The sequence below is a fragment of the Pseudovibrio sp. Ad13 genome (assembly GCF_001623225.1).
Classification (GTDB): Bacteria; Pseudomonadota; Alphaproteobacteria; order Rhizobiales; family Stappiaceae; genus Pseudovibrio.
On record NZ_LMCC01000005.1, the window covers coordinates 73923 to 100131 of the forward strand.

28 protein-coding genes are annotated in these 26209 nt (G+C 49.8%); 8 read left to right on the plus strand and 20 right to left on the minus strand.

Annotated elements, in window-relative coordinates; genetic code table 11:
* The first annotated feature begins 896 nt into the window (after positions 1-896).
* Complete coding sequence (locus PsAD13_RS07165) at positions 897-1100, plus strand: hypothetical protein (RefSeq protein ID WP_063317726.1); 204 nt, start codon at positions 897-899, stop codon at positions 1098-1100.
* A gap of 93 nt (positions 1101-1193) precedes the next feature.
* On the plus strand, positions 1194-1415 hold the full coding sequence (locus PsAD13_RS07170; protein WP_063317727.1) for a hypothetical protein: 222 nt from the start codon (positions 1194-1196) through the stop codon (positions 1413-1415).
* A gap of 190 nt (positions 1416-1605) precedes the next feature.
* Here PsAD13_RS07170 and PsAD13_RS07175 read toward each other — a convergent pair whose 3' ends face one another.
* From PsAD13_RS07175 to PsAD13_RS07205, 7 genes are all read right to left on the minus strand, one after another.
* Entirely contained in the window at positions 1606-2532 is a 927-nt protein-coding gene (locus PsAD13_RS07175; RefSeq protein WP_063317728.1) for a hypothetical protein, read from the minus strand.
* Positions 2533-2563: 31 nt separating this feature from the next.
* On the minus strand, positions 2564-3379 hold the full coding sequence (locus tag PsAD13_RS07180) for a hypothetical protein (RefSeq protein WP_063317729.1): 816 nt from the start codon (positions 3377-3379) through the stop codon (positions 2564-2566).
* 219 nt (positions 3380-3598) lie between these two features.
* The gene (locus tag PsAD13_RS07185) at positions 3599-3865 is read right to left on the minus strand and encodes a hypothetical protein (RefSeq protein WP_208986485.1); all 267 of its coding nucleotides are present in this window, start codon (positions 3863-3865) and stop codon (positions 3599-3601) included.
* A 349-nt stretch (positions 3866-4214) separates the two neighbouring features.
* On the minus strand, positions 4215-4604 hold the full coding sequence (locus PsAD13_RS07190) for a DUF6362 family protein (RefSeq protein WP_057465842.1): 390 nt from the start codon (positions 4602-4604) through the stop codon (positions 4215-4217).
* A gap of 11 nt (positions 4605-4615) precedes the next feature.
* Complete coding sequence (locus tag PsAD13_RS07195) at positions 4616-5014, minus strand: hypothetical protein (protein WP_057465841.1); 399 nt, start codon at positions 5012-5014, stop codon at positions 4616-4618.
* Positions 4962-5678 carry a helix-turn-helix domain-containing protein gene (locus PsAD13_RS07200; RefSeq protein ID WP_063317730.1) on the minus strand — a complete coding sequence of 239 codons (717 nt, stop codon included), beginning with the start codon at positions 5676-5678 and terminating at the stop codon, positions 4962-4964. Before PsAD13_RS07200 ends, PsAD13_RS07195 begins: the two co-directional genes overlap by 53 nt.
* Positions 5675-5923, minus strand: a complete 249-nt coding sequence (locus PsAD13_RS07205; RefSeq protein ID WP_057465839.1) for a helix-turn-helix domain-containing protein — start codon at positions 5921-5923, stop codon at positions 5675-5677. Before PsAD13_RS07205 ends, PsAD13_RS07200 begins: the two co-directional genes overlap by 4 nt.
* A 548-nt stretch (positions 5924-6471) precedes the next feature.
* Here PsAD13_RS07205 and PsAD13_RS07210 point away from each other — a divergent pair.
* Positions 6472-7077, plus strand: coding sequence for a hypothetical protein (locus PsAD13_RS07210; RefSeq protein ID WP_063317731.1), 606 nt, complete (start codon positions 6472-6474; stop codon positions 7075-7077).
* Here the strand turns inward: PsAD13_RS07210 and PsAD13_RS07215 are convergent.
* The 3 genes from PsAD13_RS07215 to PsAD13_RS07220 all read right to left on the minus strand — a co-directional run bounded on the left by PsAD13_RS07215 (position 6977) and on the right by PsAD13_RS07220 (position 9550).
* Complete coding sequence (locus PsAD13_RS07215; protein WP_084404661.1) at positions 6977-8335, minus strand: site-specific integrase; 1359 nt, start codon at positions 8333-8335, stop codon at positions 6977-6979. The two genes, PsAD13_RS07210 and PsAD13_RS07215, sit on opposite strands and share 101 nt — an antisense overlap.
* Positions 8336-8943: 608 nt before the next feature.
* On the minus strand, positions 8944-9198 hold the full coding sequence (locus PsAD13_RS27240) for a hypothetical protein (protein ID WP_082597150.1): 255 nt from the start codon (positions 9196-9198) through the stop codon (positions 8944-8946).
* A gap of 1 nt (position 9199) precedes the next feature.
* On the minus strand, positions 9200-9550 hold the full coding sequence (locus PsAD13_RS07220; protein ID WP_063317732.1) for a hypothetical protein: 351 nt from the start codon (positions 9548-9550) through the stop codon (positions 9200-9202).
* A 119-nt stretch (positions 9551-9669) separates the two neighbouring features.
* On the opposite strand from PsAD13_RS07220, the gene PsAD13_RS07225 reads away from it, so the two are divergent.
* The gene (locus PsAD13_RS07225) at positions 9670-9972 is read left to right on the plus strand and encodes a hypothetical protein (protein ID WP_152986854.1); all 303 of its coding nucleotides are present in this window, start codon (positions 9670-9672) and stop codon (positions 9970-9972) included.
* 84 nt (positions 9973-10056) lie between these two features.
* On the opposite strand, the gene PsAD13_RS07230 is transcribed toward PsAD13_RS07225, so the two are convergent.
* The 5 genes from PsAD13_RS07230 to PsAD13_RS07255 all read right to left on the minus strand — a co-directional run bounded on the left by PsAD13_RS07230 (position 10057) and on the right by PsAD13_RS07255 (position 15858).
* Positions 10057-11358, minus strand: coding sequence for a type II toxin-antitoxin system HipA family toxin (locus PsAD13_RS07230; protein ID WP_063317733.1), 1302 nt, complete (start codon positions 11356-11358; stop codon positions 10057-10059).
* Positions 11358-11609, minus strand: a complete 252-nt coding sequence (locus tag PsAD13_RS07235) for a helix-turn-helix domain-containing protein (protein WP_057465834.1) — start codon at positions 11607-11609, stop codon at positions 11358-11360. The genes PsAD13_RS07230 and PsAD13_RS07235 overlap by 1 nt, the downstream gene beginning before the upstream one ends.
* 815 nt (positions 11610-12424) lie before the next feature.
* Complete coding sequence (locus PsAD13_RS07240; RefSeq protein WP_063317734.1) at positions 12425-13039, minus strand: GNAT family N-acetyltransferase; 615 nt, start codon at positions 13037-13039, stop codon at positions 12425-12427.
* 804 nt (positions 13040-13843) lie between these two features.
* Positions 13844-14512 (minus strand): peroxiredoxin-like family protein, encoded by a 669-nt coding sequence (locus PsAD13_RS07250; RefSeq protein WP_063317735.1) that lies wholly within the window; start codon positions 14510-14512, stop codon positions 13844-13846.
* A gap of 482 nt (positions 14513-14994) precedes the next feature.
* A complete protein-coding gene (locus PsAD13_RS07255; RefSeq protein ID WP_063317736.1) occupies positions 14995-15858 on the minus strand; it encodes a LysR family transcriptional regulator in 864 nt (287 codons plus the stop codon).
* A 425-nt stretch (positions 15859-16283) separates the two neighbouring features.
* Here PsAD13_RS07255 and PsAD13_RS07260 point away from each other — a divergent pair, with 425 nt between their 5' ends.
* The 4 genes from PsAD13_RS07260 to PsAD13_RS07275 all read left to right on the plus strand — a co-directional run bounded on the left by PsAD13_RS07260 (position 16284) and on the right by PsAD13_RS07275 (position 21460).
* Positions 16284-17240 carry a DMT family transporter gene (locus tag PsAD13_RS07260; protein WP_063317737.1) on the plus strand — a complete coding sequence of 319 codons (957 nt, stop codon included), beginning with the start codon at positions 16284-16286 and terminating at the stop codon, positions 17238-17240.
* A 39-nt stretch (positions 17241-17279) separates the two neighbouring features.
* Positions 17280-17606 (plus strand): DUF1330 domain-containing protein, encoded by a 327-nt coding sequence (locus PsAD13_RS07265; protein ID WP_063317738.1) that lies wholly within the window; start codon positions 17280-17282, stop codon positions 17604-17606.
* Positions 17607-17787: 181 nt separating this feature from the next.
* Complete coding sequence (gene xrtT / locus PsAD13_RS07270) at positions 17788-19248, plus strand: exosortase T (protein ID WP_063317739.1); 1461 nt, start codon at positions 17788-17790, stop codon at positions 19246-19248.
* 19 nt (positions 19249-19267) lie between these two features.
* Positions 19268-21460 (plus strand): VIT and VWA domain-containing protein, encoded by a 2193-nt coding sequence (locus tag PsAD13_RS07275; protein ID WP_063317740.1) that lies wholly within the window; start codon positions 19268-19270, stop codon positions 21458-21460.
* Positions 21461-21511: 51 nt separating this feature from the next.
* Here PsAD13_RS07275 and PsAD13_RS07280 read toward each other — a convergent pair whose 3' ends face one another.
* The 5 genes from PsAD13_RS07280 to PsAD13_RS07300 all read right to left on the minus strand — a co-directional run bounded on the left by PsAD13_RS07280 (position 21512) and on the right by PsAD13_RS07300 (position 26164).
* The gene (locus PsAD13_RS07280) at positions 21512-22465 is read right to left on the minus strand and encodes a branched-chain amino acid ABC transporter permease (RefSeq protein WP_063293618.1); all 954 of its coding nucleotides are present in this window, start codon (positions 22463-22465) and stop codon (positions 21512-21514) included.
* On the minus strand, positions 22465-23352 hold the full coding sequence (locus PsAD13_RS07285; RefSeq protein ID WP_063306471.1) for a branched-chain amino acid ABC transporter permease: 888 nt from the start codon (positions 23350-23352) through the stop codon (positions 22465-22467). The genes PsAD13_RS07280 and PsAD13_RS07285 overlap by 1 nt, the downstream gene beginning before the upstream one ends.
* Positions 23349-24074, minus strand: a complete 726-nt coding sequence (locus PsAD13_RS07290) for an ABC transporter ATP-binding protein (protein ID WP_063293620.1) — start codon at positions 24072-24074, stop codon at positions 23349-23351. The genes PsAD13_RS07285 and PsAD13_RS07290 overlap by 4 nt, the downstream gene beginning before the upstream one ends.
* Positions 24067-24843 (minus strand): ABC transporter ATP-binding protein, encoded by a 777-nt coding sequence (locus PsAD13_RS07295; protein ID WP_063293621.1) that lies wholly within the window; start codon positions 24841-24843, stop codon positions 24067-24069. The genes PsAD13_RS07290 and PsAD13_RS07295 overlap by 8 nt, the downstream gene beginning before the upstream one ends.
* Before the next feature lie 115 nt (positions 24844-24958).
* Positions 24959-26164 (minus strand): ABC transporter substrate-binding protein, encoded by a 1206-nt coding sequence (locus PsAD13_RS07300; RefSeq protein WP_063317741.1) that lies wholly within the window; start codon positions 26162-26164, stop codon positions 24959-24961.
* Positions 26165-26209: the final 45 nt, after the last annotated feature.

Genomic DNA, 26209 nt, shown 5'->3' on the forward strand with positions numbered 1-26209 from the left:
TGAACAGCTGCGCCAGTACAGAGATCTGCACCTCTCCATAGGGGGCGACAAGCAGTACCTCATTTTAAGATATGCGTTTCGTCCCATAATCTTGGCAATTCACTCCAATGTTTTGAGCTTCAAATATGCGAGGTCGTGGTTTTCAAGTGCGAGATGTACTCCTCGAAGATGCCGCAGATATCACTTTCGTTCTACGTGAAAGCACTTCCCAACTCCGTGATGCAGATCATAACAATGATCCATGCAAGGCTTCTAACAAGACCACTGCAACTGCGTTGCCATTTTACAAGTAGCGTGTTTGGCGATCCGTTGGCGCAGGGGGCACTCGCGCCGTAGCGGTGAAGCAATAACAAAAGATTGGATTTGCGAGGTGCGCAGCCGCAGATTAAAAGTGCGAACCCAAAATTTTCCTCTGTAACTGGCGATCTGGGGCGCAAAGCCCCACCGCATACGAATGCGGCCCGGAAGGACCCAAAAGTCGGGGTAGGGGATGCATGGTATGGGATTGTGCAAGTGGCTTTGTGCGGCTTGACTGCGATTGGAGGAGGAGACCGCAGTTCCACTGAGCATAGCGATAATCTGCCCGAACCAGCCTGTTTCTGTCGCGCCAGAAGTGCAGGGTCATTTGTTGGGGTACGCGGTAGGACGCAGTTGAACCCAGCCCAAAGCGGTCGCGAGACGATAGCAGCCGGGAATAGACGGTATCAGCAAGCAAGGCACCTCTTGTTTGAAAGCGCTCGCTCGCCACACTAAGCGGGCCCTCATGCACCCACGAGATCAACGGTATGACACCTATAAGCCCTTGTTTGTGCGGACGGGTATGGCATTGCGCGGTACCCGAATAGGCGCGTGCAGGCCATGTGTAGGAGGCACACTCCTCAAGAGGAGCAAGCGCCATGCACGTGACTTACATCTACACAGAACACCCCCAATGGGGCACGGAAATCTTACGCTATACCAACGAAGAAATGCACGAGGTTTTTGGCGACAAAAACGCCGAGGAGCTGTGGGCCGGCAAGATCATCCTGCACAAGGGCGGTGCCTACCTGGACATGCTCAGCGCTGCCAGAGACAAGCTGGCAGCTGAACTGGAAAGCTAAACCCCACCACACCACAAGAAGCCTGACCCCGCCAGAGGTGCGGGGTTGCGGTCGTGAGAGGCGGGCAGGGGCTCGCTAAGCGGAGGAAGGGCTATGAGAACCAGCACTATCAGAATTGCAGCGCATGATTTAGGCAAAGCAGGCTTTGATGAACACAGGCCATATGAGGCGTGTGATCCAATCGCCTGCGAGCTTGACGACAAGGCCGCTGTTAAGGCCCGCGTCAACGCAGACAGTATGACACTCACGGTGGAAGTGAACACCGACCAACTTATAGACGCAGCGACAACACTGCGAGAACTTGGGCTGATTTGAACCAACTGGATGTCACTGCATGGATTGTAACCCCGCTCCACGCGGGGTTTGCCTTTTGGCAAGATTGGTTCCGCCAGAAGATTCGTTTGTGGTAAAGGAGGCCAGTGCACCCCTTCTGGGTCTCTAGTGAAGCGCCTTCCCGGTCTATGGGCGGGCATTAGGTGTTTTTGTTTAGGCCTAAATGTCTAAATTAATCACTCTGATCTGCTGGTTCTATCATCTTGTGAGTGTTCTTGATTTCAAAGTAATCTTTCCCAATCGTTGCAACAAACTCATTGTCCCACACATCCCAATTTGGAGGAAAACTAACTTCAGCAAGTGGATTGTGAACAAAATGCAGTGGACGAACTTTGCGGGATAAATTCCCTAGCCCGATGCGTGACCAAAGTACTCCTGAGATATGAGCAAATTGTTTGTCCATAAAAGCAGTGCGAGGAATCACCCCGCCCGCTCGCTTTATCATAGGAGCATCTGTGTACCCTTCTTCGAGAATTTTGCCAGTTACGCGGTCAAGAGTCACATATCTGTCGCCAAGTGGGAAAAGTGACGTTAGGATTAATGGAGGATCTTCGCTAACGCATACGCTAAAGCGACTTGCACTAATTGCGATAATTCTAGTGTCCTCTGGCTGAATAACGCCTTCGGCTAAGTAACGCTCGATCTTTTGAGCCTTAGTCCAGAAGGCGCTTGTTGTTCGCAACTGGGCCTGTCTAACCGGTACAGCAATTAACTTACCGCCTTCATTGAGAGGAACTGGTCGCTCAATTTGATCTGGGCCAACTTGTCCGTCATCGGGGGCGATTGCTTCAATCCAGATTCGTCGACCATTTTCTAGTACGCATATGTCTGGTTGTCCGCCTTCTTTTTCTCGTTCAGAGACGGGTAGTAGGGTGTGCCCAGCCTCCAGTAGGCTGCATCCGATATACATTTCCCAAAATCGACCGTCCACATCGCGCGCAAATCCCTCCCTAAAATCTGGATCAGCATACGGTTCATATGTTTTCCACATGCATTCAATTAATTCGTGCATTTCTTGTTCTATGCGCGATTTAGGGGACTGAATATTCTTAAACCCAAGTTCAAGATTAGAGCCATCGATTTCGAAAATTTTGGTCATATGGCTTGCACTTTCCCTGTCTTGATAGTGTTTACGAATTAAAAGATAATCTTCTTAAAAAAGTGCGTGCAGTTACGATAACGACATGTAAGCGAAAGGTGCAATGGTCTTCATCAGAAAGACCTGGGTGGGAGCCGTCTGTGTGCAACATTTTGAAAAGGCCATGTATATAGCTCTTGCCGTTTGCATGCCACTCATTGCGATCGCTTGCGAGGAAACCAACTTTGGCTAACAATGCCCGTCTGTTTTCAGAACTGCTCATTTCTCCAGCTTCTTTTGGGCGTATATTATGTGCAATGTGATCGAAAAGACTCTCGATAAACGTACGCAACTGACTATTCGCTGCGGCCCAATCTCCTCGAGTATGCGCATCAATGGCTTGATTCAAATGACCAAGGGAGGTCAGAAACCCAAAATCTTTTAACAATGAATGAACTTCATCAGCGGTTTGCGGTAGTTTTATCTGTTCGGGTAGCGCAGCTCGAAGATTAGGTTCTGAGTTATAGCATTCCCGATGAAGCACATATCCATCTCGAGCCAATCCTCTCAGAAACGATATATGTAGGGTATTTTCAGAAAACTCAGGTACCAAGCGTATTGCTTCACGGACAACTGCTTCATTTAAAGTCATTGGTCCTTCTAATGTGTCGATGCAAGCGTCTGGCTGTTTTACGACGAGCCGTCCTAACAGATCGCACTTTTTTGCTACACTGAGACTAGTTTCTGATGGAATGTCGTCCTCCAGACGGAGACGAAGAATCATTTGATTGAATTTAGCTTGAGTGTGTTTTTCTAGTAATTCGATCGCAGCAATTACGGTTGGTCGTGTGAAGGCTATCGACCTCATGGAACTCTCCCTAGATGCATGATAAAGCAAATCTATTCAAATAGTTATCACGATTCGTGAGCTAATTATAATGCACTAAGAGCTGACTGCTTGGAATTCACCGACCTCCACCAGAGGTGGAAGTTCATTTTACTTACAACAAAGAGGCCTGAGAGGCACTGCGCCTCCCAAGCCAGAATATTCCTTGAGAGGCAGAACCTCTCGGTATTCCAATGCTTTTTAGCCTTTTGAGACTTCCAGTGCGCAAGGTTCAAGCAGCTCTGAGATCTTCTCGCTACTTCCCTGCACATCTTCTATGTGATTGCGCACAGTATCAAACAGCGTCAGCAACGCTTCATATTCCTGGGTATGCTCCATGCGTTCGCTCATCACCACGCTCATGGAATAGACTAGATTTTTGAGGTGGTTGGTTGATAATTGAAGCTGATCCACTTCATTGCGAAGGGACGTATGGGCACATTTCTCTTTACCAGTATCAGTCATCATTAAACCCTCTAAGCTGGTAGTTAAATGAACCACTCAGCAGAAGGCTTGTGATAACCCACTGGTGAGCGGGAGGTTCACAACCTGGCTTAGACAGGCGGGTTTATTCCCCCGCGAAGGGGTATTGTATTCACCGCCCTCCCGCCCATAAGCGAGAGCTTGCGTAAGGAGAGCTAACTCCAAACACAAATGACCGCGGTTTACGGCTACGGTGACCGCTAAGCTAAGAGGTTGTGATGCCTCAAGATGACCATGCGATGAATGACGCAAGGTGTCAATGCAAGGAAACCGAATTCCTCCACAAACCCATGGCATTAGCCGGTCCTGAGTACTGGTGGTAGGACGGGTTGGTCTATCTGCGTTGGCGACAAAGCGTGCGTTGTATCGTCAAAACAGCCGCCACAGCACGCCGGTGAGCGGTAGAACGGGTGAGCCCGACCTGAATGCAGATGGGTCGCCAGCGGAAACCTTCTGCCCGCATCCAGAGTATTTTTCTATCATCAGGCTGAGGTATGTATCGTAGCCAATCAATGGCTTCCTCCATGAGCTGAATGTCTTTGGCGCTGGGCACCGCCCGGATCTGGGTCTTGTTGTAACCATAGGCTTCATGAACATCATGGATGACCTGCGGCCAGGTGTTGCCGTCGCGCCGTGGTGTTGACCTTGGCGGGTTGGGCAAGCGCCGCAAGGTGCTGGCGGCAAGCTCCAATCGGTCGACGATCTGGGTGGTGTTCAGGGTCAAGCAAGTATCTCCTAGCTGTTGGACTGAGGCGTCACTTGCGCTTTCAAAACGCTGTGCAGCACGCGGATATGGAAGTTGCGCGCTGCCATGATGGGTTCAGCCAGGGTGATCAGTTGGCCGGGTGTGGGAGCGATCGTCTTGCAACTTCGGCGCCAAGCCTGACAGGTGGCAAAGATCACATCGGTTGGATAGCCGCCCAGATCCTGAATCCAATCCTCAATCAGCTGTGTGATGGCCTCTGGTGAGAGCCGCTTTTGGGGATAGTGGTTGAGAAGCTGACCTACAGCCAGGCTCACTGGCTTTGATCCTCCAGGCGTATTGGCCTGTGTGAGTGTGATCAGGAGCTGCTCCAGTTCCTCAATCTCCTGAGCTGTCCGCTGCGCTTGCCGTCGCTCTGGCCGAGATGCCATCAGTTGCTGCAAGAGCCTCATTCCAGGCTCTCTGCCAAACATGGGAAATGGATTTTTTACGTTTGGAGGGTTCATGGGATCGAACAGATTGCTCATGGGATTGCTCCTTGGATTGAAGGACCGCCTGTGCTGGAGGTTTTACCCGATGTTGCTCACAGGCCGTGTTTTGGGGGTAAGGGGGAAAAGGTTCTTTTGATGGTTCTAAATGACGGTTCAAGGGGGGCACCACGTGCCGGTTGGTAGCGGCACCAGATGCCGGTTGGTGCGGCACCACGTGCCGGTTGCTAGCAGGTCCTTCCGGCACACCATGCCGCTTGTGTGTTCTCGGTTTGGTCACCTCCAGATTTTCTAGGGCAGGGTGATCATTTTGATCGGGAATGGCCCTGCGTCCGTCAAAGCCAGTAAGGACGAAAATATCGGACCTGCGAGAGCCATTGGCACGGCGACGTTGGTAGCGGGTGATCAGCCCCAGCGCTTCCAGGTCATTCAGGCAGTTGCGCAGCTTGCGCTCCGAGCAGCAGCAGGCCTCCTGCAGCGTGGCTTGCGAGGGCCAGCACAGGCCGTATTCATCTGCAAAGTTGGCGATGGTGATGAGTATAAACTTCTCGATTGGATCGGTGATGTCGCTCCGCCCATAAGCCCAGGTGATCGCTTGAACGCTCATAGGTTCGAAATCCTGTTCTCACGGATTTCCTTTTGCCTGAGCCAGTCGAGTACAGATTTCCGGCGATAAAACACTCGCCGTCCGGTGCGAACACAAGGCGGGCCAATGCGCATGGTCTGCCAGCGGCTCAGCGTGTCGACACAAACGCCAAGCTCTTTGGCAAGCTCCGCCCGTGTCATCCATCCATCAAGGACGGCCTTAGGCTCTGTTTGTTCAGGTTCCGGGGTAGGGATGCTCTCTTCCATGTGCTCCTCCAAAGTGGGACCGCTCGGGCCCAAACGGTTTGCGAAAAAGCTAAGCATGGAAGGTCAATAGGCACGTAGGCGTTGATGGGCGTTCAAATGCCTGGGCACCGCCTATAGAGGCAAGGCAGGCTCCTGAATAATGCAGCTCAACATGTGCAATGAAGCGCAAAAATCATCTCGCCTAGATCATGAGGGTTTGGAATATCCTATAGATATCAATGGGTAATTTTAGAGTTTCGGTCGCCACAAAACCTTTCAGTGTTTCAAAAGGTTGACGCGTTGGTCAAATCAACTTTGTTGGGACAACACAATTGAGAGATTGGCCTGTTGTTAGCCGGGAAAGGTCTTAAGTTTTGCTGGTAATAACCTGACCTAAACGGCAGGCTGAATGCGAAATACATGCGGCGGCGTGTTCTTTGATGAGGCCCAATAGAAGCTGGCTGCCACAAGGCAGCTCTCAAGCAGCAGATATTAGACGCAGGCGATTTGTCTCGCGCCTCAACTTTTCTTCTTCATGATGTTCGGGTTGCGTGAGGGGAGGGAAACCAATGACGCTGCCATCAAAAGAGTATTTCACCTTAATTGAAGCTGGCGCGCGCTGGGGAGCTCAATTAGGCACCATTGCAGGTTGGGCAGAAGTTGGCCGCTTTCGCATTGTCACCAGTACGCCGCATATCGCCTGTGGTGATCGGCGGATTTTTGGCATGGTGGAGCTGTTTGGAGCAGATTTGCTCAGGATGCTGAGCACGACAGGAAAGCGCTCCCGTTGTTGTTTGGTCCAGCGTGTTATTCCGTTTCACCAAGACTGTGCTGAGCTGCTTTATGTGACCAAGCCAGAACAAGGCTTGAGGGTCCAGCCAGATGAGCTCTGGATCCCGGCCATCGATCTTTATCGCTTTGAAGAGAAGTATGGCCTTGCCCAGCGCGCTGGCAAAGGTGGGCGTGAGCCGAAATATGATTGGGAGGGAATGTGGGCACCGCTCTGCGTGCATATCTTTGCTGAGGGCGTGCCAGCTACCATGCAAGAACTGGCGAACGAAGTGCAAGCCTGGTTTATTGAGGCGTCTCCAACCGGAGAGGCGCCTGATATGAGTACCATCCGCCGCCGTATTCGCCCCATTTGGGAGGCACTAAAGAAGGAGCGGGAGGATTAGAGGGAGGTGCAGGCGTGTTGGGGGCAGGCGGTGCAGCAACCTGCTGCGCCTGTTGGGATGGTTTTTGTTTCACATACTCCGCCACCGCATTGACGCTATCACGCAGTGGAGATTCCATTAGATGGGCATAGCGTTGTGTAGTGCTCATCTGAGTATGACCTAAGAGCCTGCCGATGACTTCGAGCGAGGCACCGCCTGACACAAGAAGAGACGCAAACGTATGGCGCAGGTCATGAATGCGCACATCGGAGATTCCTGCTTCCTTTAAGATGCTCTGCCAATACCGACGCATTTCATGAATGGGTCTGCCAGTGCCATCACCAGGAAACAGCCAGGGGCAGTCCTCAGGCACAAGTTCTAACCGCCGTCTCACTAGGCCAGCCACTTCTGCGGAAATAGGCAGGCGATGGGTGCGCTTTTGTTTGGTTGTTGTGGCAGGCTTAAACCACGTGAGCAGTTCAAGATTGAAGTGTTCAAAGCGAGCATGGCGCACTTCTCCAAGGCGGGCGCCAGTTAGCAAGCACAGGCGGATTACATCTGCTCCGCGCTTGTCTTCGCTGTTCTCCAGCGCTTCTGAGAGACGGTTGATCTCGTCAAAGGACAGAAACCGCTCACGGGCATTTTCAGGGCGTTTGTGAAACCCTTGAGCGGGGTTATCAGAGCGCATCTTCCATTGAACCGACAGATTAAACATCTTGCGCAGGATCTCACCAAGCCGATTGGCGCGTATTGGTGTCGGGCAAGGGGCAGATCTGCGCAGTAGTTTCTTGGCAGGACGATGGCGTCCAGCAGCCATCTCACGCAAGAGCTTATTGACGTCTGCTGGAGAAATCTCGCGCACCAACCGATTGCGCCACTGTGGCAAAACCAACTTGGTTAGCATGGATATCTGGTCAGAGCGGTTCCGGGCGGCAAGCTTGGGCAGATGCTCGTCGATATAGCGCTCAACCAAATCGCTTATACGGGGCACAACACGTTCTGCTTCGCGGTTGCCCAGCGGGTCGCACTCCATCTCAATCTCGCGGCGGATGGTTTTGGCGCGTTCTCGTGCGGCTACTACGCTCCATGCGGGCCACATGCCAATGGTATAACGACGTTGGCGGCCATTGACACGGTAGGAAAGATTGAACGCCTTGGAACCAGATTTATAGATCACCAGCGCAAAACCCAAGACCTCAGTGTCAAACACTTGATACTGGCGCACGGTGGGCTTTGCAGCGCGCGCTACCTTTTCTGTAAGGCGTTGACGACTAGGCACAATACACTCCCCCTCACATAACATCCAAGTAATGCGTAGTGTGCCAGCTCTTGCAAGATCAAAGTCTCGTGGTGTGGCACGTGTACTCGTGGAGAAGCCTAAAAGCAGCAGCCTCTGGGCGTATAGGCGTTGATGGGCGTTGGGAGGCGTTGAATACAAAATAGGAGCGAAAGTAGGTTGGAGGTTCTCTGTATCAGTTACTGGGAGATGATGTTTTGATAAAAAAAAGAGCCCAAACTATCCGATGCTGCTTCTTGCGTGAATGACAGCTAACAGACAGGTGGCTAATTGGTTCCGCACGAGATCAGGAGGCGTGGGGCTCGAACACAAGAAAACTAGCGAATGGAACTGCTTTCACGGCCCCGTCAGAGAACCTACTTCTCTACGCCCTTGGTTTGTCTAAGCGCGCATTGCGCATACTTAGACGCAAACAGTTCGGCTCAATACTTGATGATGAAATTAATATACTGGCGCCAATAATTGATGGCTCGGACAAGTATTTACTCACCACGCATCAAATTGCAGCTGTAGTGGAATCAGACAGGCTTATACGGATAGTAAAATGACACGTTTTCCAAAAAGTAAATAAGCTGTTTGACCGGCTATTTTCAATTTTTCGCTCTAGTTGGTTTTTGGGTAAGTGCTGAACCAGCTGATGTTTTAGAAGTTTTGCTGGATTTTCTACTACGTAATGTTTTGGATGCTGCCGTTGCGGCTTTTGCAGAAGTAACTCGACTAGGCTTTTTGGTTTGAGAAAGTGCTGAACCCGCTGCAGACTTTGCACTCTTACTTGAAGTTTTGCTCCTCAAAACTTTTGAAGCTGCTGATGCAGCGCGCTTGCTTGTAACTTCACTTCTAGCCATTTTATTGTTCCTCTATCTGTTGTCTTATTTCACGTCCAATTTCAACTGGTGATGCATCGTTTAAAACAAAGAAAGCCACAACAGTGAGAAGGGCTGCAAATAATAGCGCACTTATAAAACCTCCTGCCAAATTAACGCCAAACTGAGGCCAAAACGCCTTTAAGTCACGAATCTCACCAACCACTATTCCTTCTTCGATACTTCGCTGATGATCCACCAAATAGGATTCAACTACTTCATTAGAATATACATTAAGCACATTCTCTGCGGTACCTTTGGCTCTCAATAAAACACTTTCAGATTGCTGTTCATACCATTCTCTAATTTCTTCTGGACCTGAAAATTTGGCCATGAATCGAATCCCCAATTAATTTTTTTGTACTGCATGGTCTAAAGAAGTGGTTACAGATAGTTGGACCCTTAGTTAAGACAGGCGAAGTTATATTAACTGACTTTTAACCGACATTCCCCATGCAGAAAGTCCTCCGGTCTACATGGCAGATGTTTTACGTATGGATCAAGCCTCTCGGGCAAGCTGTGCCGGTGTTCGGGGATTTGTCGCACGAACTGAGCGAGCCTTCTGGCCTTGGCGGCGGAGTTGATCCGGCTCTTGGTCTGATCGCCACCTACTTGGGCAGACTTGTCAAGCCACCTTCCTTCAAGTTTTCCAGCATGACGGCGATTGAACAGAGTGCCACTGACCGTGACGTAATAGGCACGTTCGGTATTGAAGCTAATACCGAAATCAGCCATCTGCACAGCCACAACGAATGACCGCTTTGTCCGCACATTGTTCTGGGAAGCATTCTACGTTTGCTGCAAAACTGGTCCTCAACTTGCGATGTATAAAAGTTATACTCAAAGCATCCGCAAGCGGGTTGTTATTGCAGCCGTGATGCTGTGGTGCAGGGCCACTGGGAAGTCCTGAGGCAGAATGCTCTCAACTTGGGAGATCGCTTTGTCCGCCGATGCCTTGATCTCATCAATTGCCTTTGTGGCAAGGTTTGTCGGTACACCTGCTCGTTCTGCTGTTTGGAGAAAGTGTCGTGCAGCTATCTGATCAAACCTGTAGTGGTTGGCGTTACCGACTGACATGGCAAGCTTCATCTGTCTGCGGTTGAGTACGCCCTGATCCAAAGCTGGCTGCGCACTTAAGACGTCATAAATTGGAGTGAGGCGGTAGCGGCCTTGTGGGCTTAAGAAAACACTGAAGTTTTTTGCGTGCCCGTCAGTTGCACCAATCAGCCAAAATATGATCTGGGCCTTTAGAACTGTAGTGATGTCCTGCTCTGGTTTATCGCTTCCCTTCAGGACCTCAAGTATGTCGTGTAGGGCAGGGCCACCTTCATTTTGGTATTTCAGTGTTGGGGGCACGGATCGTATCTGGCAGAAGTCTTCTTGCGGCAAGCGTAGCAGGCGTCCATCTTTTGCCCAGAGTCGGTCAAAGCGCTCAATCACAAGGGCTTTAGTCTCGCCAAAACACATCATTTCCACCTGAGCGACGTCCAGACCAAATGCCTGCAGCAGCTGCAGGCAATACCATTCATTCTCCACGCTGTTGGTTAAGTCTAAACCACCGGGCAGGTGCCCAATCTGTGTTTTGAAGATATGTGTCGTCGGCGTTGTTCTATGTGGTCTCTTCCAGGTACTGTCGTGAAAGAGAAGCGCGGTCTTTTCTTGTGCTCCTGCGATAGAGATGCGGAAGTCTTGCCCGTTGTCTATCCCTAAAGGCGCGCGCTTGAGGTTAAGCAGCGTTGCTTCCATCTCAGGAACGCTGAGAGCTTCGCCTGTAATCTCAAAGCTATTTTCAGGCAGCTCTGTACCAACTGGTAAAAACTGTAGGGCCCCAACACAGTCCCGTCCGATTTTGGAGAGAAGGCTGAAAGCATCTGTGCCCCGCGCGCCCACTTGCTCGGCGACCAGCTGCTTAAGATCTGCGGAATCTGGCAGGAGATTCTCAAAGACAGCGGATACTGGTTCGCCAACATAGCGATCTTGTCGTAGCGGCAATGATAGGGAAACAGGGATCGCCCGATCTAGCTTGAGCCACTCAGCAGCATAAGCAAATGAAATTGCTCCTGAGCGTTCCTTCGTCAGCTGCCCGATATGGCGGTTATTTAGAAAAATTTGGAGAGCAACATGGGCTGGTCTTCGTCCCATCAGAACAAATCCTCAATTTCGCTATGACTGCTTTGCTTGCGGTTTTGGATTGCTAGGTCCAATTGCAGCACGGAAAGAACGAGAAGAAGGTTCTCTAGCTTTATGCCTGGGTTGCCTGTTTCGAGAAGCGAGATCGAAGCTTGACGCGTCCCGCATTTCTCAGCAAGGTCGGATTGGCTGAGACCAAGCTCTTTGCGGCGTTCACGGATATAGGTTCCGAGCAGTTTAGGGGTGCGGATAAGCGTCAACATGAGCTCACTATACGAAATAACGAATAATGGGTCAATATACTATAAATCGCATAATAAATACTTATGCGGTGTAGCGCTTAATAGGAGCAGCGAAATGTGCAAAGGGTTTGGGGAGGTCTGGCAGCTTCTTCCTGCATTGTAGGTTGCAAGTGCATTATTGAGAGCGCAACAATGCAGGCTAAAGAGTAGACGAAGGCCTTTCCTACGGGTATGGCAGAGGCCCGGCAAAGTTTCACGTCAACACCACGTCAACCGCCGTACGCATTTTGAGCTGTACATGGTGCCGTTTGATGTTGTATAGTTCGTTAAAGTTTTATGAGAGTTGCTAAGCGGTATCAGTCGCTTGTGAGCTAAGTTATTGAAAAGTAACTTATAGTAGAATTTGCTATATTAGAGGCTCATAACCTGAAGGTCGTAGGTTCAAATCCTACCCCCCGCAACCAAAGATACAAACCCCTTATCACCAAGATGACAGGTTTTTTTGTTGTCTAAATTTTGAAATGCTATAATTCCGATTACCGTATCCTAGCCCTCAGCTCTAAATGACTTGTCGCCATAGATGAAGCGGGGGCCGCGGTCGTAGCTGGAGGCGGCGTCGCCGGCGTTGTAGAGCTCGCATTTGTCCAGAGACAGGCAGCCGCAACCCATACAGTTGTCGTAAGACGGCTGATGAGAAACAGTTTTTCGCTACACTGTCTGAAGTTGGTTAAGTGACTGGCAGTTGATAGCGTAAGGGGCTATTGGCAGGCATCCGCGTAGTTCCATCATGGGTTTAGACAAATCAAATAGAAGGTCTTAACTTTAGATCAGATGCATCAGGGGGGCATGAAACGGCCCATCCATGCTGTTCTTGAGGCTGATGCGTCAAGCTTGCTAAATCCCTGTTTTTGCCAAAAGCGTATGGCTCTAGCATTTTTTGTATTTGCACCAACATGTATGGCTACTACCCCATATCGTTTTGCTTCTCGCAGCCATTTGTCAAGAAGTTGGGCACCCATACCTTGCCCTTGAATAACTGGAAGAAGGTTCATGTGTAGATGGGCAGGAAAACCTATAGAAATCTGTTCTGGTGTTTTCTCCGGAAAGTGGATCATCTGGCATCGGCGTTCTTCGGCTGTCCAGGTTGATCGCGTTTCTTCCTCTGGTAGTGGGTACCTTTGTCTTAAGCTGGGCCACCATTGAGATTCTAGAACTTCCTCAAATTCAATAGTATCGATGGTTCCAACACAATAGCCCACGACTTGATTTTGGTGCTCAATTACGTAAGAGAGTTGAGGGGAGAATTTTAAATATGGGGCAGAGTAAATGTGCCCCATCATTTTATAGTCGGCATACAAGTGGCTTGCATCACCACCTAAATGGCCTGTTTGAACTGAAATTCGGTAGAGTGCCTCTAAATCATCGGGAACAGCCCGCCGGATTTTGCTCATTTCATTGTTCCCAATCGATGCGCAATCACTTTTACATCTTATGAATACTGAATACTGAATACTGGTAGCAAGCTCAGGGTGATCACGTCCAGCTATGAGCAAAATCTTCTTACCAACGCTGAACTTACACCCCGTTATCTAATATCCCCGATGCTGTAGAGTTACGTCATCGCACTGCGTTCTATTGAGAATTTGGTATCGTAGTCACGCAGAAGATAGAGAGTGAGAAGTCCGGCTAACATGGGCCATCCTGCGAAGAACAGGAGGTTGGGGCTTGTGAACGGGTCGAGATATCGCTCGTAAGATACAAGCGTCGATACGATATGCATGATTAAAAGAGCGCCTATTGAAAGGCGTTTTTTAAACCCGACGAGAAAGCAGATGACGATGAGCGCTTGTATTCCGCCGAGTATAAAAGAGAGAGCCTCGCTCATAGCTGAAAAGCCATAGAAAGCTTCGAAAGTCCTAGCTGTCGAGTCAGGGCTAAGGAATTTATTTAATGTCCAGAGGATGAACACAATAGATATACTCAAGCGCAAGCTAAAGAGAGACCAGATCAAAGGAAATTTAGGCACCGTGATTGTGTTCATACAAGTATACCTTTCAGTAGGTCACTAAAATACCCTGAAATCCAGAGCAACACTGATCAATCCTATGTATGCCGCCAGATCAGCAATTCAATTGCAAATAATCGACTTTTCAAGTCCTCACGGCGTTGTGACTAAGCAAGCAGGAGGTTCTGCAATCAATCCTGTGAGACGTGGCGGCACGTGCTGCTATCGCTTGCCGCCAATCGCTTTCAGGCTACGCGTTGGTTAGGTCTTGCTTCGCCATATCAAGGAGTTCTCGAAGAGTGTCTGCTGGCTCAGGACGTTTGGTGTAGTCTGGACTAATGTCAGCGTTCATGACTTTGCCTGTTTGGCTAACAATCAGGCGTGCCGGCATAGGGAGTTCCCAACTTCCATCTCCGTTAAAACTTGGTAGGTCGATACCGATCCCTCTATAAACCTTGCGCAGATCTTCAGGTAGAGAGAAAACGAGACCGAGCTTGCTGGTATAAAGACTACCAAGATCCGAAATGATATCGAAAGATAGATCTTTCTCGGTTTTGGTTTTGAGCGAAGCTGCTTGAGTTTGTGGCGAAATAATCAATATGTTGGCGCTAGCTTCTTGGAACTGCTGTGAAACTTCTTCCAGAGCTTCAAGCTCTAACATGCAATAAGGGCACCACGCTCCTCGGAAAATACTGATCACCAATGGGCCGTTCTTAAGCAACTCGTTAGAGTTGACTGGTGTGCCATTCTGATTGGGCAAGGTGAAACCAGGAAGTGTATCGCCAACTTTAATAGTGCCATTCAAAATGCCTGATACCGCCAGATCTGCAGTAGCTCGGTCCATGACATCGCGAGTTTTCTGAGGCAGCTTTTTTTCGACTTGAGCTTTTAAGGTCGCAATTTTTTCATGTAAAGACATTGTAGATGTTTCCTCTACTTGGTTGAATTATGATCGGTCAAGTCAAACACTGCATGACTAAAGACTGGAAAACGGGGCTATCTTGTGACTCAATTCAAGACATGAAGATGAGAAGGACACGAGATTGATCAAGCCAATGATCGTTTCACCATTGCCTGAAAGCGGGCAAAGCGATTACTCGCGATCTGCTTATCAAGTCATATTTTCCAGTAGTGACAACGTTTGTTGGACAGTGCGAACCTGAGCCTTCGGACAAATATTATTTAGTGTGCTTTGGTCCTGAATGGATCAGATGAGGGAAATATGGCAGTACTGGCGTGCGTGATAAACTGGGTGTTCGGTCAACGCACTATTGCTCAGGAGCAATAATCTCAGGGGATCCTGAGTTGCTGGAGCATTGTATTGCTTTTGAATGCGGTGGGTTCAAACGACTGCTTAATGAGTGAGCTTCATGAAGGGCAACTGGAAGGGGCTGTTTGACTTCAGTATTTCTTCAAATGCTCCACGAGCGAGCGTACCCGGAAGGGAAGGAATGCACGAGATGGATATGCCAAGAGGGTTTCCTGTGGTGATATCTCATAGGGCTTGAGAACGGCAACCAAAGCACCCGACTTTAGGGCGCTGGTCAGATATCCCTCAGCGAGCCTCGTGAATCCTAAACCTGCACACGCAGCAATCATCAGCGCTCGCCCATTATTGCTGGCCCAACGAGCAGAAACCCGGACTTCAAACGTGTCTTCATTCCTGGCAAAGAGCCAGCGCAAGCCGGGTGTAATTAAACAAGAATGAGATACCAGATCCTTTGGCTCGTTTGGCTCTCCATGCTCTCTCAGATAATCTGGAGACGCACAAACCATCATCCGTCGGCTTCCTATCCTGCTAACTGTCAAATCAGGGTCTGATGGCATTCCATGACGAATAGCCAGGTCAAACTTTTCTCTGACCAAGTCTACAGGCCGGTCACTTATTTCAAGGTCAAGTTCAACCTCAGGGTGCGATCTGGCAAAGTCAGCAAGAGCACTGGCCACCCATGTCTCGCCAAATATTCCTCCAGCGGCTACTCGGATACGCCCCTTTACCAGATTTTGCTGTTCAGCTAAGTCAGCTGATAGTGCGTGTATATCTGCCAAAATCGCTTTTGAACGCAGGTAATATTGCTCCCCAATATCTGTTAGATTCACGCTGCGCGTCGTCCGGTGCAGCAATAGCACCCCTAAGCGATTTTCAAGATTGGAAACTCGGCGGCTAACGAATGATGTCGATACATCAAGAGACTCTGCAGCTCTTTTGAAACCACCGTTTTCAACGACAGCGCAAAACTCCATCAACCCATCAAGCTCTTTCATTGTTGCTCCTGAGCAATAGTGCGTTGACCGGATAACCGATTTATCACGCGTGCCAGTACTGCCATATATTCCTTAACCGATCCATTCAGGACCACAGTGAACAACAAAAACATAAGTCGGCAAGTTGGGCCAGTCACGGCCCGGTTATCCTAAACATTCCTGAGAACTCGAATGAGCACTGCTCCCCGCAGATACTCTCACAGTTAAGAAGGTGGTGGCGTTGCCCTCTCAGACACCCTGCTATTTTGTCGATAGGTTGCTTCTGCGAGGGACGTCGCACTATGAGATCGCTTTGATTTCTAGTCTGTCGTGTTAGCGACGTAAATCTCAGCATCTTCCGGGATAAAACGATACGCCATCTGAACCGCTTTGGTCCTGCTCAACATATTGGTCGACAAGTAGATCGGTTGCGAAGGAGAAACAAAATGTTTCATGTTCAGGCCACTAAAACGGAAATGAAAAGCGTCTTATTGGAATGCCCCGTTAAGAAAGTCCCAAGTCTCGGTCCAGGGATAATTGCCGGGCTTACCGCCAGTCTAATCTGGGGAGCGTATCTCTCACTCTCGCGTGTCGGCGTTACCGCAGGCCTTGATGGGTTTGATATCGCATTTCTTCGTTATATTGTGGCAGGCCCGCTCATGCTGCTGTTTCTTTTGATCGTGCGACGTAATCCCCTCAAGCGCATCTCCCTCTTACAAGCAGCTGTTGTGTCTGTCCTGTTAGGACCTCCCTTCGTGTTGCTCGGTGTAGGCGGCTATATTTATGCACCATTGACGCACGGTGCCGTTATTGTGCCGGCCTCCATGATGCTTGGCGGGTTTTTGCTTGCTCGTATTTTCCTGAGTGAACAACTTGGCCTGCAGCGCATATTTGGGACACTGATAAAACTTATTGGTCTTGCTCTCATTGCTGGTCCAGCTGCCATGACCAGCTCCCTTGAGATTTTCATTGGTGACACATTTTTCATTGTCGCAGGAATGCTTTGGGCTGGCTTTAGTGTATTGCAGCAGCACTGGAAACTGAACGCGCTCGATGTGACTACAGTTGTTTCAGTTGCAGGACTTTTGACTGTTGGGCCAATCTATCTCAGCTCTCGTGGCGTTGATGTTTTCACTGCGCAGTCTGCACACATACTAGTGACCCAACTCATTGTGCAAGGTGTTCTGTCTGGTGTTGTCGCTATGATTGCATTTGCTAAGTCGGTTCAGATATTGGGTGCGGCTCAGGCTGCTATGTTTCCTGCTTTAGTTCCTGTTTTTGCATTGATTATCGGAGTTCCCCTAACCGGTGAAACACCATCAGTCATTCAATGGGGCGGCCTCGCTACCATCGGCATTGGTCTGACAATTGTGGTGATGAGTGCACTTAAATCCACCCGCTGAAGAGTCTGTTCCATCCCCCTTAATTCGAGGAGTTACCAGATGACACAGAAAGAAGAAAACACAGCTGTCTACGCCATTGTTCAACTGAGCATTCATGATGTTGACCGCTACTTCAATGACTACTCAGCCCATCTGGGGCCGATTAGCGCCCGTCATGGTGTCGAGCGGATTGCTGTTTCTCAGCATCCTGATGTCATTGAAGGGACCTACCAGAAAGAGAACACCTTAATTCTGAAGTTTGCCAGCCGTGTTGTCTTCGATGCCTGGTACAATGATCCAGAATATCAACCATACAAGAAAATCCGTCACTCAGTGACCGACCCCAATGCATCCACAATAGTCGTGTTGCCTGCTTTTCAAGGCTAAAACCCTGTACATCTGGCCCAGTACTTTCACCCAAAGCTATCCTTAGAGAAACAGGAAGATCATAAGCGCAGCTGTAGAGCAAAAAGGCTGCGACAGGCTTGTGCCTTTGGCTGGTTGAAATGCTGAAAATCTGCACAGATGGTGAGTAGGGTCTGCAAATCAGGGTGGCACAACGGTTTGCATGACAAAGACTCTTGCAAATTACAGAGTGACAGCTTTTGGGTTTGGGCTCGCCTCCGCCATTCTGGCTTTTGAGCCTGTGCTATGGCTGGTTCGAACATGGTTTGATCCCTCTTATTCATCCTCCGGCGCGGTCTATCTGATCGCAGTCGCGGGCTTATTGCTTTGGTCGCTGTCGAGCCCCGTGGACCACTCCGCTAATCATCACCGCCAAACCGCAGCTTTGCTTCTTGTTGCTTCGGCTTTCATTCGGCTGATCAGTCAGGTGTTTGCAATCAATGTTATTGGCGGGTTGGCTCTGGCTTTTGATACCTTCGCGATTGCCACGCTTTTGAGGGTAGGGGAGCGCAAGCGTGCACTCTCTCCATTATGGCTCTCAGCGCTTTTCCTGTTCTCCCTGCCTGTTGAGCGGATTGTTCAAAGGCTATTGGGTTACCCATTGCAGGAACTGTCTGCGAAAGCGCCTTGTTTTCTTCTCAGCGGTGTCACTGAGAACCTTTCCTGCAATGGCGTGCGGCTGACACTTGAAGGCAAAGAGGTACTGGTTGATTTGCCTTGTTCTGGCACGTCCAGCCTTATGCTCAGCTTGGCATTTATTGTGGTGTTGAATGCCATCTATCGCCCACGATTAAGTGTCGCTCTGCTTTGGGTCGGTATTACGCTGGTTCTCAGCATCTTAGGCAACTCTCTCCGCATCAGCACATTAGCGCTCGGCATCGCCTATCCGCATTGGGTTCTTGACGTAAACGTTATGATGGAACCATGGCACAGCGTGATTGGGTACATCACTCTTGCTCTCACCCTTCTGCCAATCCTGAGGCTGTATCGGCCTAAGGCACGCATGTTCGTTGCCTCTCCTCATATGGTTAAAGGTCATGAGCTGCCTAAGTCACTTCAAAAGTATCTGGCTCTCGCCTTTGTTGGTCTTGCTGTTGTTGTTGTCAGCCTGCCCCGACAGGCTGTTGATGTGGCGAGAGCAACTACGCTCCCTGTTTTGCCTTTGTTTTTGAATGGGCAGTCCGGGCAGGACATCCCATTACTTCCTGTCGAGCAACAGTATCTCGAAGCGTATGGAGGGTATGCAGTCAAAAAGCGCTATGGAGAGCATGCGCTTACTCTTGTACATACCAGCTCCCCGCTTCGCCATCTTCATGCGCCGGATGATTGCTTGCGCGGTCTGGGCTACCGGGTCGAGTTTCTTGGGTCTCGTTTTGAGGCAATGCCTTCAGCGCTGTATCGAGCCACTGCAGAAAACGGCCAGCAATGGCAGGTCTCCGTCTCTTTTTTCTCTGATGACGGGCATGTCACCAACAACGTGGCCGAAGCGATCTGGATTTGGTTGCAAAACCCGTCGCTCTCTTGGACCAGCATTCAGCGCGTTTCACCATGGCAGGGTGCCCTTTCCAACCAAAACCAGTTTGAGGCCGCGGTCTTTGCTGCCTTCGATTTTCCCAGGACCTGAAATTTAGAGGATATTCTTGATGTTTGAGACAACGCGCTTTCTCTCCTTGCTTTTGATTTTCGTAGTTAGCACGAGCTCCGATGCTGGTGCCGAGCAGCCAGACCCGCTGGAAAAGAAGGCGGGCACAATTGTCGCCATGTTAGATGGACTACAGGTCGAGTTGCCCTTGCTCTCTGCGCACTACGATGTGGATTTGGTTGGAGATATCGCCCAGGTTACGCTTTCACAGACATTCCTCAATCCCAATGATGTGCCGCTCCATGCAACATATCTGTTTCCCCTAAATCAGAAAGCTGCCGTGCATGCGATGGAAATGGAGTTGGAAGGGCAGCGGATCGTCGCGCAAATCAAAGAAAAACAAGAAGCTAATGCCGTATTCAAGCAAGCGAAGGCAGAGGGTAAAGCAGCATCTCTGCTGACACAGCACCGACCAAACATGTTCACCCAGGATATAGCCAACTTGATGCCGGGTAAGTCAGTGACCGTGCACCTGCAATATGTGCAGTCAGTGCCGAAGTTGGATGGGGCTTATGAACTGGTTGTTCCCATGGTGGTTGGGCCGCGATACGAAGGAGCAACCGAGCCCGCCCAGCAGGGCAAGCCAGATGCGATGTCTGGCAGTGATGAAGTTGACGTCGTTTCCGGCTGGGAAATTGATCGGCTACCGACATATCCTCAGGTGTTAGGCGTTTCAACATCCAAGGCCATCGATAGTCGGCGGGTCTCCCTGGATATGTCCATGACTGCAGCTCTGCCTATATCTGGCCTTTGGAGCTCAACACATAAGTTGAGCATTTCCGGAGATGAAACCAAAAAACAGGCGACTTTTGAGAAAGCTAGGGAGGTTGACAATAAAGACTTTGTCTTGCGTTACGAACTGGCCGCTGAGACGAGTGTGACTGCCGGTCTAGACAGTTACTACGAGGATGAAAAAGGGGGCTTCTTTTCGCTACTCATCGAGCCGCCTAAAGTTCCGGCAGAAGCGACTATTGGTAAAAGAGAGATGGTGTTTGTGTTGGACACCTCCGGCTCCATGGGGGGCGCTCCGATCACTGCAAGCAAAGCCTTTATGCGTGCCGCGATTAATAATCTACGCCCAGATGATTACTTTCGGATCCTTCGGTTTGCAAATGAGACAACTGCATTTGAGGAGCAGTCCTTAATTGCAAGCGAGCATAACAAACAGGCAGGGCTTGAGTATGTCTCCGGTCTTTATGCTGGTGGCGGTACAGAACTGAATGCAGCGCTCAATGCTGCGTTTGGTACGCAACAACCTAAAGACACAACGCGCATCGTTGTTTTCCTGACAGACGGTTACATAGGCAATGAGCGCAAAGTAATCCAAACGGTTGCCAATCGCATTGGAAACGCACGTCTTTATGCGTTTGGAGTGGGTTCGTCCGTCAATCGCTTCCTGCTTGAGGCGCTGGCAACAGAGGGACGGGGATATGCACGCTACGTTGAGGCTGACGAGAGCTTCCATGAGACTGCAGAGGCCTTTGCAAAAGACTTGAAAACGCCTGTGCTGACCGATGTCTCAATTGATTGGAACGGATTAGAAGTTGAAGAGCAAAGCCCGACAAAGTTGCCAGACCTGTTCGAAGGGCGCGCACTTCGAGTTCTGGGGCGCTATCAAAAAAGTGGAAAGCACACCATTTTCATAAGTGGCTTAGTGAATGGAAAGGCAGCTCGGATGCCGCTGGAGATTGATCTGTCGGGGAAAACTCAGCAACAAAGCCCAGAAAAGAAAGCGCTTCCAATCATCTGGGCGCGTGAGCAGATCTTTGCAAAAAATCGGGCATATACGATTGGAGGCAGTTCAAATCAGGCCTTAAAAAACGAGATTATTAAGCTTGGTCTGGATCATTCCCTGCAAACCCGCTTCACTTCGTTTATTGCGGTTTCTGAGGGCCCCGTAAATCATGCCCCAGAAAATGCAGTTTCAGCGTCGGTCCCACTGCCGCAAGTTTCTGGGGTAACGACAAAAGCCTATCCAAACCTCAGTGGAAGTTCAGCGCCAGAACCAGAAGGGATTATGGGGCTCTTGATCGTGATTATGGGTCTTGTCGCGCGCTTCCGCCAAAACCTTGTCAGCATGGTTCGGACAATACGTTGCTATATTACTCGAACAGGTCAACGCTCCATTCCTCTGGAGGGTCTGGATCGCTCTCTGCCTTATAAACTCCGCCGGGATGGTTGGTGGCTGGATTGAACTAAAATCCGGGGCTCATAGCGGAATATGATGCCTTCTGCCTCCAGCAAGCTAAGAGCGTCTCAACTTGTCCAGTTTTGGCGCTCTTTCTGGTAGCAAGCCAGAGCGATATCGTTGCAGAACGAACTGCAGGAATAGGCCAATAAGCAGCATGCGCATGTAGGAGGATCGGGTTGCCCACTCGGAGGGGAGGAAGCCTGTTAGGATCTCTGTCATTGACCAGATCGCCCAAACGATCAGCGCTCCCGCGATAGCCCCTTTGTTGTTTCCACTTCCTCCTGCTATCAACATCACCCAGGCAAGAAATGTTATCAGGATTGGCTCAGTTGCGTCTGGGCTGAAGTACTTGAAATAGTGCGCACTCAACGCTCCAGCCAACGCCATAAATATGGCACCAATCACAAACGTTTGCGTGCGGAAAGAGTGAGTGTCCTTGCCGATGGATTCAGCTGCGTCTTCATTGTCGCGGATCGCTCGCAAAACCCGGCCCCACGGACTTTTGTGGAGGCGCTGAGAAATGAAATAAGTCAGCAATACAATTATCCAAACGAAAAGAACGAAGACAATTTCGGCTGTTTGCCCTTTGAACACCCCTTCAAAGGGACGGGGGATGTTGGAAACTCCCAAACTCCCGTTGGTCAACCACTCCTCATTTACGATGACAAGTCGGATGATCTCTGCAATTCCAATTGTTGCCATGGCGAGGTAATCGCTTTTGAGAGAAACGCAAAGCCGTGCAATGCCCCAGCCAACAAGACCTGCAATGACAGCTGCAACGGCCATACCTACAAAAATGGGTTGCTGAAATCCCCCAACATTGTTTGATGCTGCCGTGGAAGTGATAATAGCTGCTGAGTATGCGCCGATAGCGTAAAAGCCAGCAATCCCGGCATTAAACAGGCCGCCAAACCCCCATTGGATGTTAAGCGCCAGGCAAATCACAGCATAAATGCCAGCCATGGTGAGGAAGGAAACGAAATAGAAGAACAGACCTGTGAGTTCCATCAAAGTACCCTTCCTTTTAGTAGGCCTTGCGGACGGAACAACAACAGCGCCAACATGATGATAAAGGCGATTGCGCTCTTATAACTGGGCGAGATGATCTCTATTTCCATGATCGGGAACGTACAAATCTCTTCTGCAACGCCGATTATCAAGCCTCCCAGCATAGCTCCTAAGGGGCGGCCAATTCCGCCCAACAAAGCTGCTGCAAACATAGGTAACAGCAAGTTCCAACCCAGGTTTGTATGGATGTCCGTATCCAACCCCACAAACACACCACCAATGGCAGCAAGGCCACCTCCAATTAGCCAAGTCCATCGAATAATTTTTTCCGTATCCAGTCCGGCAATCCTTGCCAGTTCTGGGTCATCTGCAACCGCTCGCATGGATTTTCCTGTTTTAGAATACGAGAGGAAGAAATGCAGCGTGATGGCAATAACGACTGTAAACGCGATGATTTGCATATGCCGAAGAGCGATGCGGAAACTATCAAAAAAGACCAGCGGTTTTTGAAAGCCGACCACATAGACTTGAGAGTCCGTGCCCCACAATAACTGGATGGCTGAACGCAAAATAAGAGCAACCCCAAAGGATGCGATGACAGTGTAGATGCTGGGTAGATCTCTCAGTGGTTTATAGAAGGCCTTATCCAAAAACACTGCCACCAGAGCCGTCCCGACAACGGCAATCGGAATAGCTGCAAGTGCTGGAACACCAAGTGTCCAAACAGCAGTTAGTGCGATGTAAGCGCCAGTTGTCATCAAGTCGCCATGAGCAAAGTGTGCAAAGCGCAGAATGCCAAAAATCATCGAAATCCCGACAGCGCCCAATGCATAAATGCTGCCAAGAGTTATGCCTGGTATGAGGTAATAGTTGATGAAATCAATCATGCTGGCAGCCCTCCGCCGAGAAATGCATGCCGGACCTCATCATTAGCCAGAAGGTTTTTGCCCGTATCCGTATATCCGTTCTTGCCGTTCACCAGCACATATCCAATGTCCGCAATGCGCAACGCCTGTTTGGCGTTTTGCTCTACCAACAACACGGAGATACCGGTCTCCCTGATCTTCAGGATCATATCAAAGATCCGTTCCAGATATGCAGGCGACAAACCGGCTGTCGGCTCGTCCAACAGCAGCAGCTTTGGATCACTCATCATTGCTCTTCCGATGGCAACCATTTGCCGTTGACCTCCGGAAAGCTGCCCCGCTGGCTGGTTTAGCTTTTCACGAAGGTCAGGAAACAGCGTCAGGATCATATCTAATGTTGAAGCTGGATTTTTCGGTGGTGCTGCATAAGTTCCAACCTGCAAGTTTTCACGCACTGTCAGGTTTGCGAAGACATTGCTGGTCTGTGGAACAGCAGAAATGCCCATAGGGACGAGGTCTGCCGTTTTGACACCGACAATCGAACGCCCCATGAACTCCACGGAGCCAGAAAAGTATTTATTGAGCGCAAAGATTGATTTCAGCAAAGTGGACTTGCCAGCCCCATTTGGTCCCACAATTACCACTATTCCTTTCAAATCAACGCACAGATCAACGCAATGAATAATAGGCGTTGCGCCATAGCCTGTAGTCAGGTTTTGGATGTTCAAAATTGGGTCAGGCATGGACATCCTCATACTTGCCACCACCGAAGTAAGCTTCCACCACGCGTTCGTCACGTTTGATTTCTTCGATGGTTCCTGTTGTTAAAACAGTGGCTTGCGCTAGTACGACAACCTCGTCGCAAAGCCGCGAGACGTAGTCCAGGTCATGTTCGATCAGGCAGAAAGTGTAACCGAAGTCGTCATTCAGCTGTTGGATCTTCACAGCGATCTTACTGAGCAGGCTGCGGTTGACGCCGGCACCGATCTCATCCAGCAAAATGACCTTTGGTGTCTGCATCAAGGTTCTGCCAAGTTCCAGCAGCTTCTTTTGCCCGCCGGAAAGGTTTCCTGCCAGTTCGTCCTGCAGTTTCTCAATCTCCAGAAAGCGCAGTGTTTCCATAGCTTTATCGTAGGCCGCATGCTCTTGCTTGTGAAAGACGGAGGGGCGGAAGATTGCATTGAGTACATTTTCTCCGATAGAGCCATCCGCTGCGACCATCAGATTCTCAACCACAGTCATGCGTGAGAATTCGTGCGCCAATTGGAAAGTCCGATAAAGCCCTTTGCTCTGACGCTTATGCGCTGGCAATGCAGTAATGTCTTCTCCATCAAGAAAAATTTGTCCGCTGCTTGGTTGCAGTAGCCCGGCTATCATATTGAAAACAGTAGTCTTACCCGCTCCATTTGGCCCGATGACTCCCGTAATTTGGCCAGTTGGAATTGAAAATGAGCAGTTGTGAACGGCAGTTAATCCACCAAATCGTTTTGATACATTCTCAAGCTGGATCATTTGTATTCCCAAAATCTCATTGACTGCACCGTCATGACACGGTCCAACATGACCAGGCCCAGAAGAGCCCGGTCATTACTCGGTAAAATTCAACCTCTTGTGGTAGACGGCTGAATTAATTGAAGATTTTGGTTTGCTTGTAGCTGTCGCCCTCGACAATATACTTGCCGATATAACCTGCGACATCTCCATTCTCATCAAACTCGTGGGCACCAGAAACGCCCTCGTAATTGATGTCTTTGCCCGCAGAGATCAACTCACGTGCTTTCGCCCATTCTCCCGGGCCAACAATCTCACCTGGTGCATTCGCAACTGAACGAAGCGCATTTTTTACAGCGGCACGATCGGTTGAACCCGCTTGTTGAATTGCCAACGCAATCAACATGGTAGCGTCATAGGCCTGATCTACAAATGGCTTGTCAGATCCGCCGCCAAATGTCTCGTCAAACCGGGCATGGAACGCTTCTGTAGCTGCATTTGAGCTCGGGGAACTGGGTGAGGTAAAGAAGGAGCTGGCAAGAGCTTCTGCGCCAATTTGCTGAATTAAGATGTCATCCCTCAGACCGTCTGTACCAATGAACTTCTCGAAGAAGCCATTTTCCAATGATTGTTTGACGATCTTCGCGCCACTGCCCGCTGCATAAGCGATAACGACAAGTGCATCAGCACCGCTGGATGCCAGGGTCGCCAACTCACCACGGTATGAGTTTTTCTTGTCTTCATGCTTGGAGAATTTGGTGACGACCCCACCCAACTTCTCGTATTGAACCTTAAAGGTATTACCTATGCCCACACCGTAGTCATTGTTAACATATGTAATTGCAACCTTTTTAAAGCCTTCCTCCAAAACGGCGCGTGCGAGCACTTTGCCCTGATAGTTGTCGCTTGGAACAATGCGGTAGACATAGTCGTTGTCTTCCAAATTGGTCATACTTGGTGCAGTCGCTGTTGGGGAAACCTGAAGCACGCCATTTGGAATAGCAACCGCATTTGCCGCAGCAATGGTTGCGCCAGAAGACAGTGCTCCCATGATCGCAACAACGTTCTCAATGTTTACCAGTTTACCTGCAGCATCAACCGATGGCTGTGCAGATGCTTGACTGTCCGCAACAACAAGCTTCATGGTTTGCCCGTCCAACAAACCGCCGCCTTTGTTCACGTCTGCCTCTGCCAGTTTTGCCCCGTTGAGGATTGGTGGAATAAAGTTGGCGAGAGGCCCCGTCACGCCCATCAATGCCCCAACTTTAATATCTTCGGCCCAAGCCGAACCTGCAAATGTTATGCATGCTGCTGTCGTCAGCATCAAAAGAGTCTTATTCATAAATCCCTCCCATTGCATTGCACCGTCGGAAGGCTTTGGCCTCAT

Coding starts and splice junctions, on each gene's coding strand:
- PsAD13_RS07165 (WP_063317726.1), top strand. CDS start 897: ATGCACGTGACTTACATCTACACAGAACACCCCCAATGGGGCACGGAA.
- PsAD13_RS07170 (WP_063317727.1), top strand. CDS start 1,194: ATGAGAACCAGCACTATCAGAATTGCAGCGCATGATTTAGGCAAAGCA.
- PsAD13_RS07175 (WP_063317728.1), bottom strand. CDS start 2,532: ATGACCAAAATTTTCGAAATCGATGGCTCTAATCTTGAACTTGGGTTT.
- PsAD13_RS07180 (WP_063317729.1), bottom strand. CDS start 3,379: ATGAGGTCGATAGCCTTCACACGACCAACCGTAATTGCTGCGATCGAA.
- PsAD13_RS07185 (WP_208986485.1), bottom strand. CDS start 3,865: ATGATGACTGATACTGGTAAAGAGAAATGTGCCCATACGTCCCTTCGC.
- PsAD13_RS07195 (WP_057465841.1), bottom strand. CDS start 5,014: ATGGCATCTCGGCCAGAGCGACGGCAAGCGCAGCGGACAGCTCAGGAG.
- PsAD13_RS07200 (WP_063317730.1), bottom strand. CDS start 5,678: ATGAGCGTTCAAGCGATCACCTGGGCTTATGGGCGGAGCGACATCACC.
- PsAD13_RS07205 (WP_057465839.1), bottom strand. CDS start 5,923: ATGGAAGAGAGCATCCCTACCCCGGAACCTGAACAAACAGAGCCTAAG.
- PsAD13_RS07210 (WP_063317731.1), top strand. CDS start 6,472: ATGACGCTGCCATCAAAAGAGTATTTCACCTTAATTGAAGCTGGCGCG.
- PsAD13_RS27240 (WP_082597150.1), bottom strand. CDS start 9,198: ATGGCTAGAAGTGAAGTTACAAGCAAGCGCGCTGCATCAGCAGCTTCA.
- PsAD13_RS07220 (WP_063317732.1), bottom strand. CDS start 9,550: ATGGCCAAATTTTCAGGTCCAGAAGAAATTAGAGAATGGTATGAACAG.
- PsAD13_RS07225 (WP_152986854.1), top strand. CDS start 9,670: ATGCAGAAAGTCCTCCGGTCTACATGGCAGATGTTTTACGTATGGATC.
- PsAD13_RS07230 (WP_063317733.1), bottom strand. CDS start 11,358: ATGGGACGAAGACCAGCCCATGTTGCTCTCCAAATTTTTCTAAATAAC.
- PsAD13_RS07235 (WP_057465834.1), bottom strand. CDS start 11,609: ATGTTGACGCTTATCCGCACCCCTAAACTGCTCGGAACCTATATCCGT.
- PsAD13_RS07240 (WP_063317734.1), bottom strand. CDS start 13,039: ATGAGCAAAATCCGGCGGGCTGTTCCCGATGATTTAGAGGCACTCTAC.
- PsAD13_RS07250 (WP_063317735.1), bottom strand. CDS start 14,512: ATGTCTTTACATGAAAAAATTGCGACCTTAAAAGCTCAAGTCGAAAAA.
- PsAD13_RS07255 (WP_063317736.1), bottom strand. CDS start 15,858: ATGAAAGAGCTTGATGGGTTGATGGAGTTTTGCGCTGTCGTTGAAAAC.
- PsAD13_RS07260 (WP_063317737.1), top strand. CDS start 16,284: ATGTTTCATGTTCAGGCCACTAAAACGGAAATGAAAAGCGTCTTATTG.
- PsAD13_RS07265 (WP_063317738.1), top strand. CDS start 17,280: ATGACACAGAAAGAAGAAAACACAGCTGTCTACGCCATTGTTCAACTG.
- xrtT (WP_063317739.1), top strand. CDS start 17,788: ATGACAAAGACTCTTGCAAATTACAGAGTGACAGCTTTTGGGTTTGGG.
- PsAD13_RS07275 (WP_063317740.1), top strand. CDS start 19,268: ATGTTTGAGACAACGCGCTTTCTCTCCTTGCTTTTGATTTTCGTAGTT.
- PsAD13_RS07280 (WP_063293618.1), bottom strand. CDS start 22,465: ATGGAACTCACAGGTCTGTTCTTCTATTTCGTTTCCTTCCTCACCATG.
- PsAD13_RS07285 (WP_063306471.1), bottom strand. CDS start 23,352: ATGATTGATTTCATCAACTATTACCTCATACCAGGCATAACTCTTGGC.
- PsAD13_RS07290 (WP_063293620.1), bottom strand. CDS start 24,074: ATGCCTGACCCAATTTTGAACATCCAAAACCTGACTACAGGCTATGGC.
- PsAD13_RS07295 (WP_063293621.1), bottom strand. CDS start 24,843: ATGATCCAGCTTGAGAATGTATCAAAACGATTTGGTGGATTAACTGCC.
- PsAD13_RS07300 (WP_063317741.1), bottom strand. CDS start 26,164: ATGAATAAGACTCTTTTGATGCTGACGACAGCAGCATGCATAACATTT.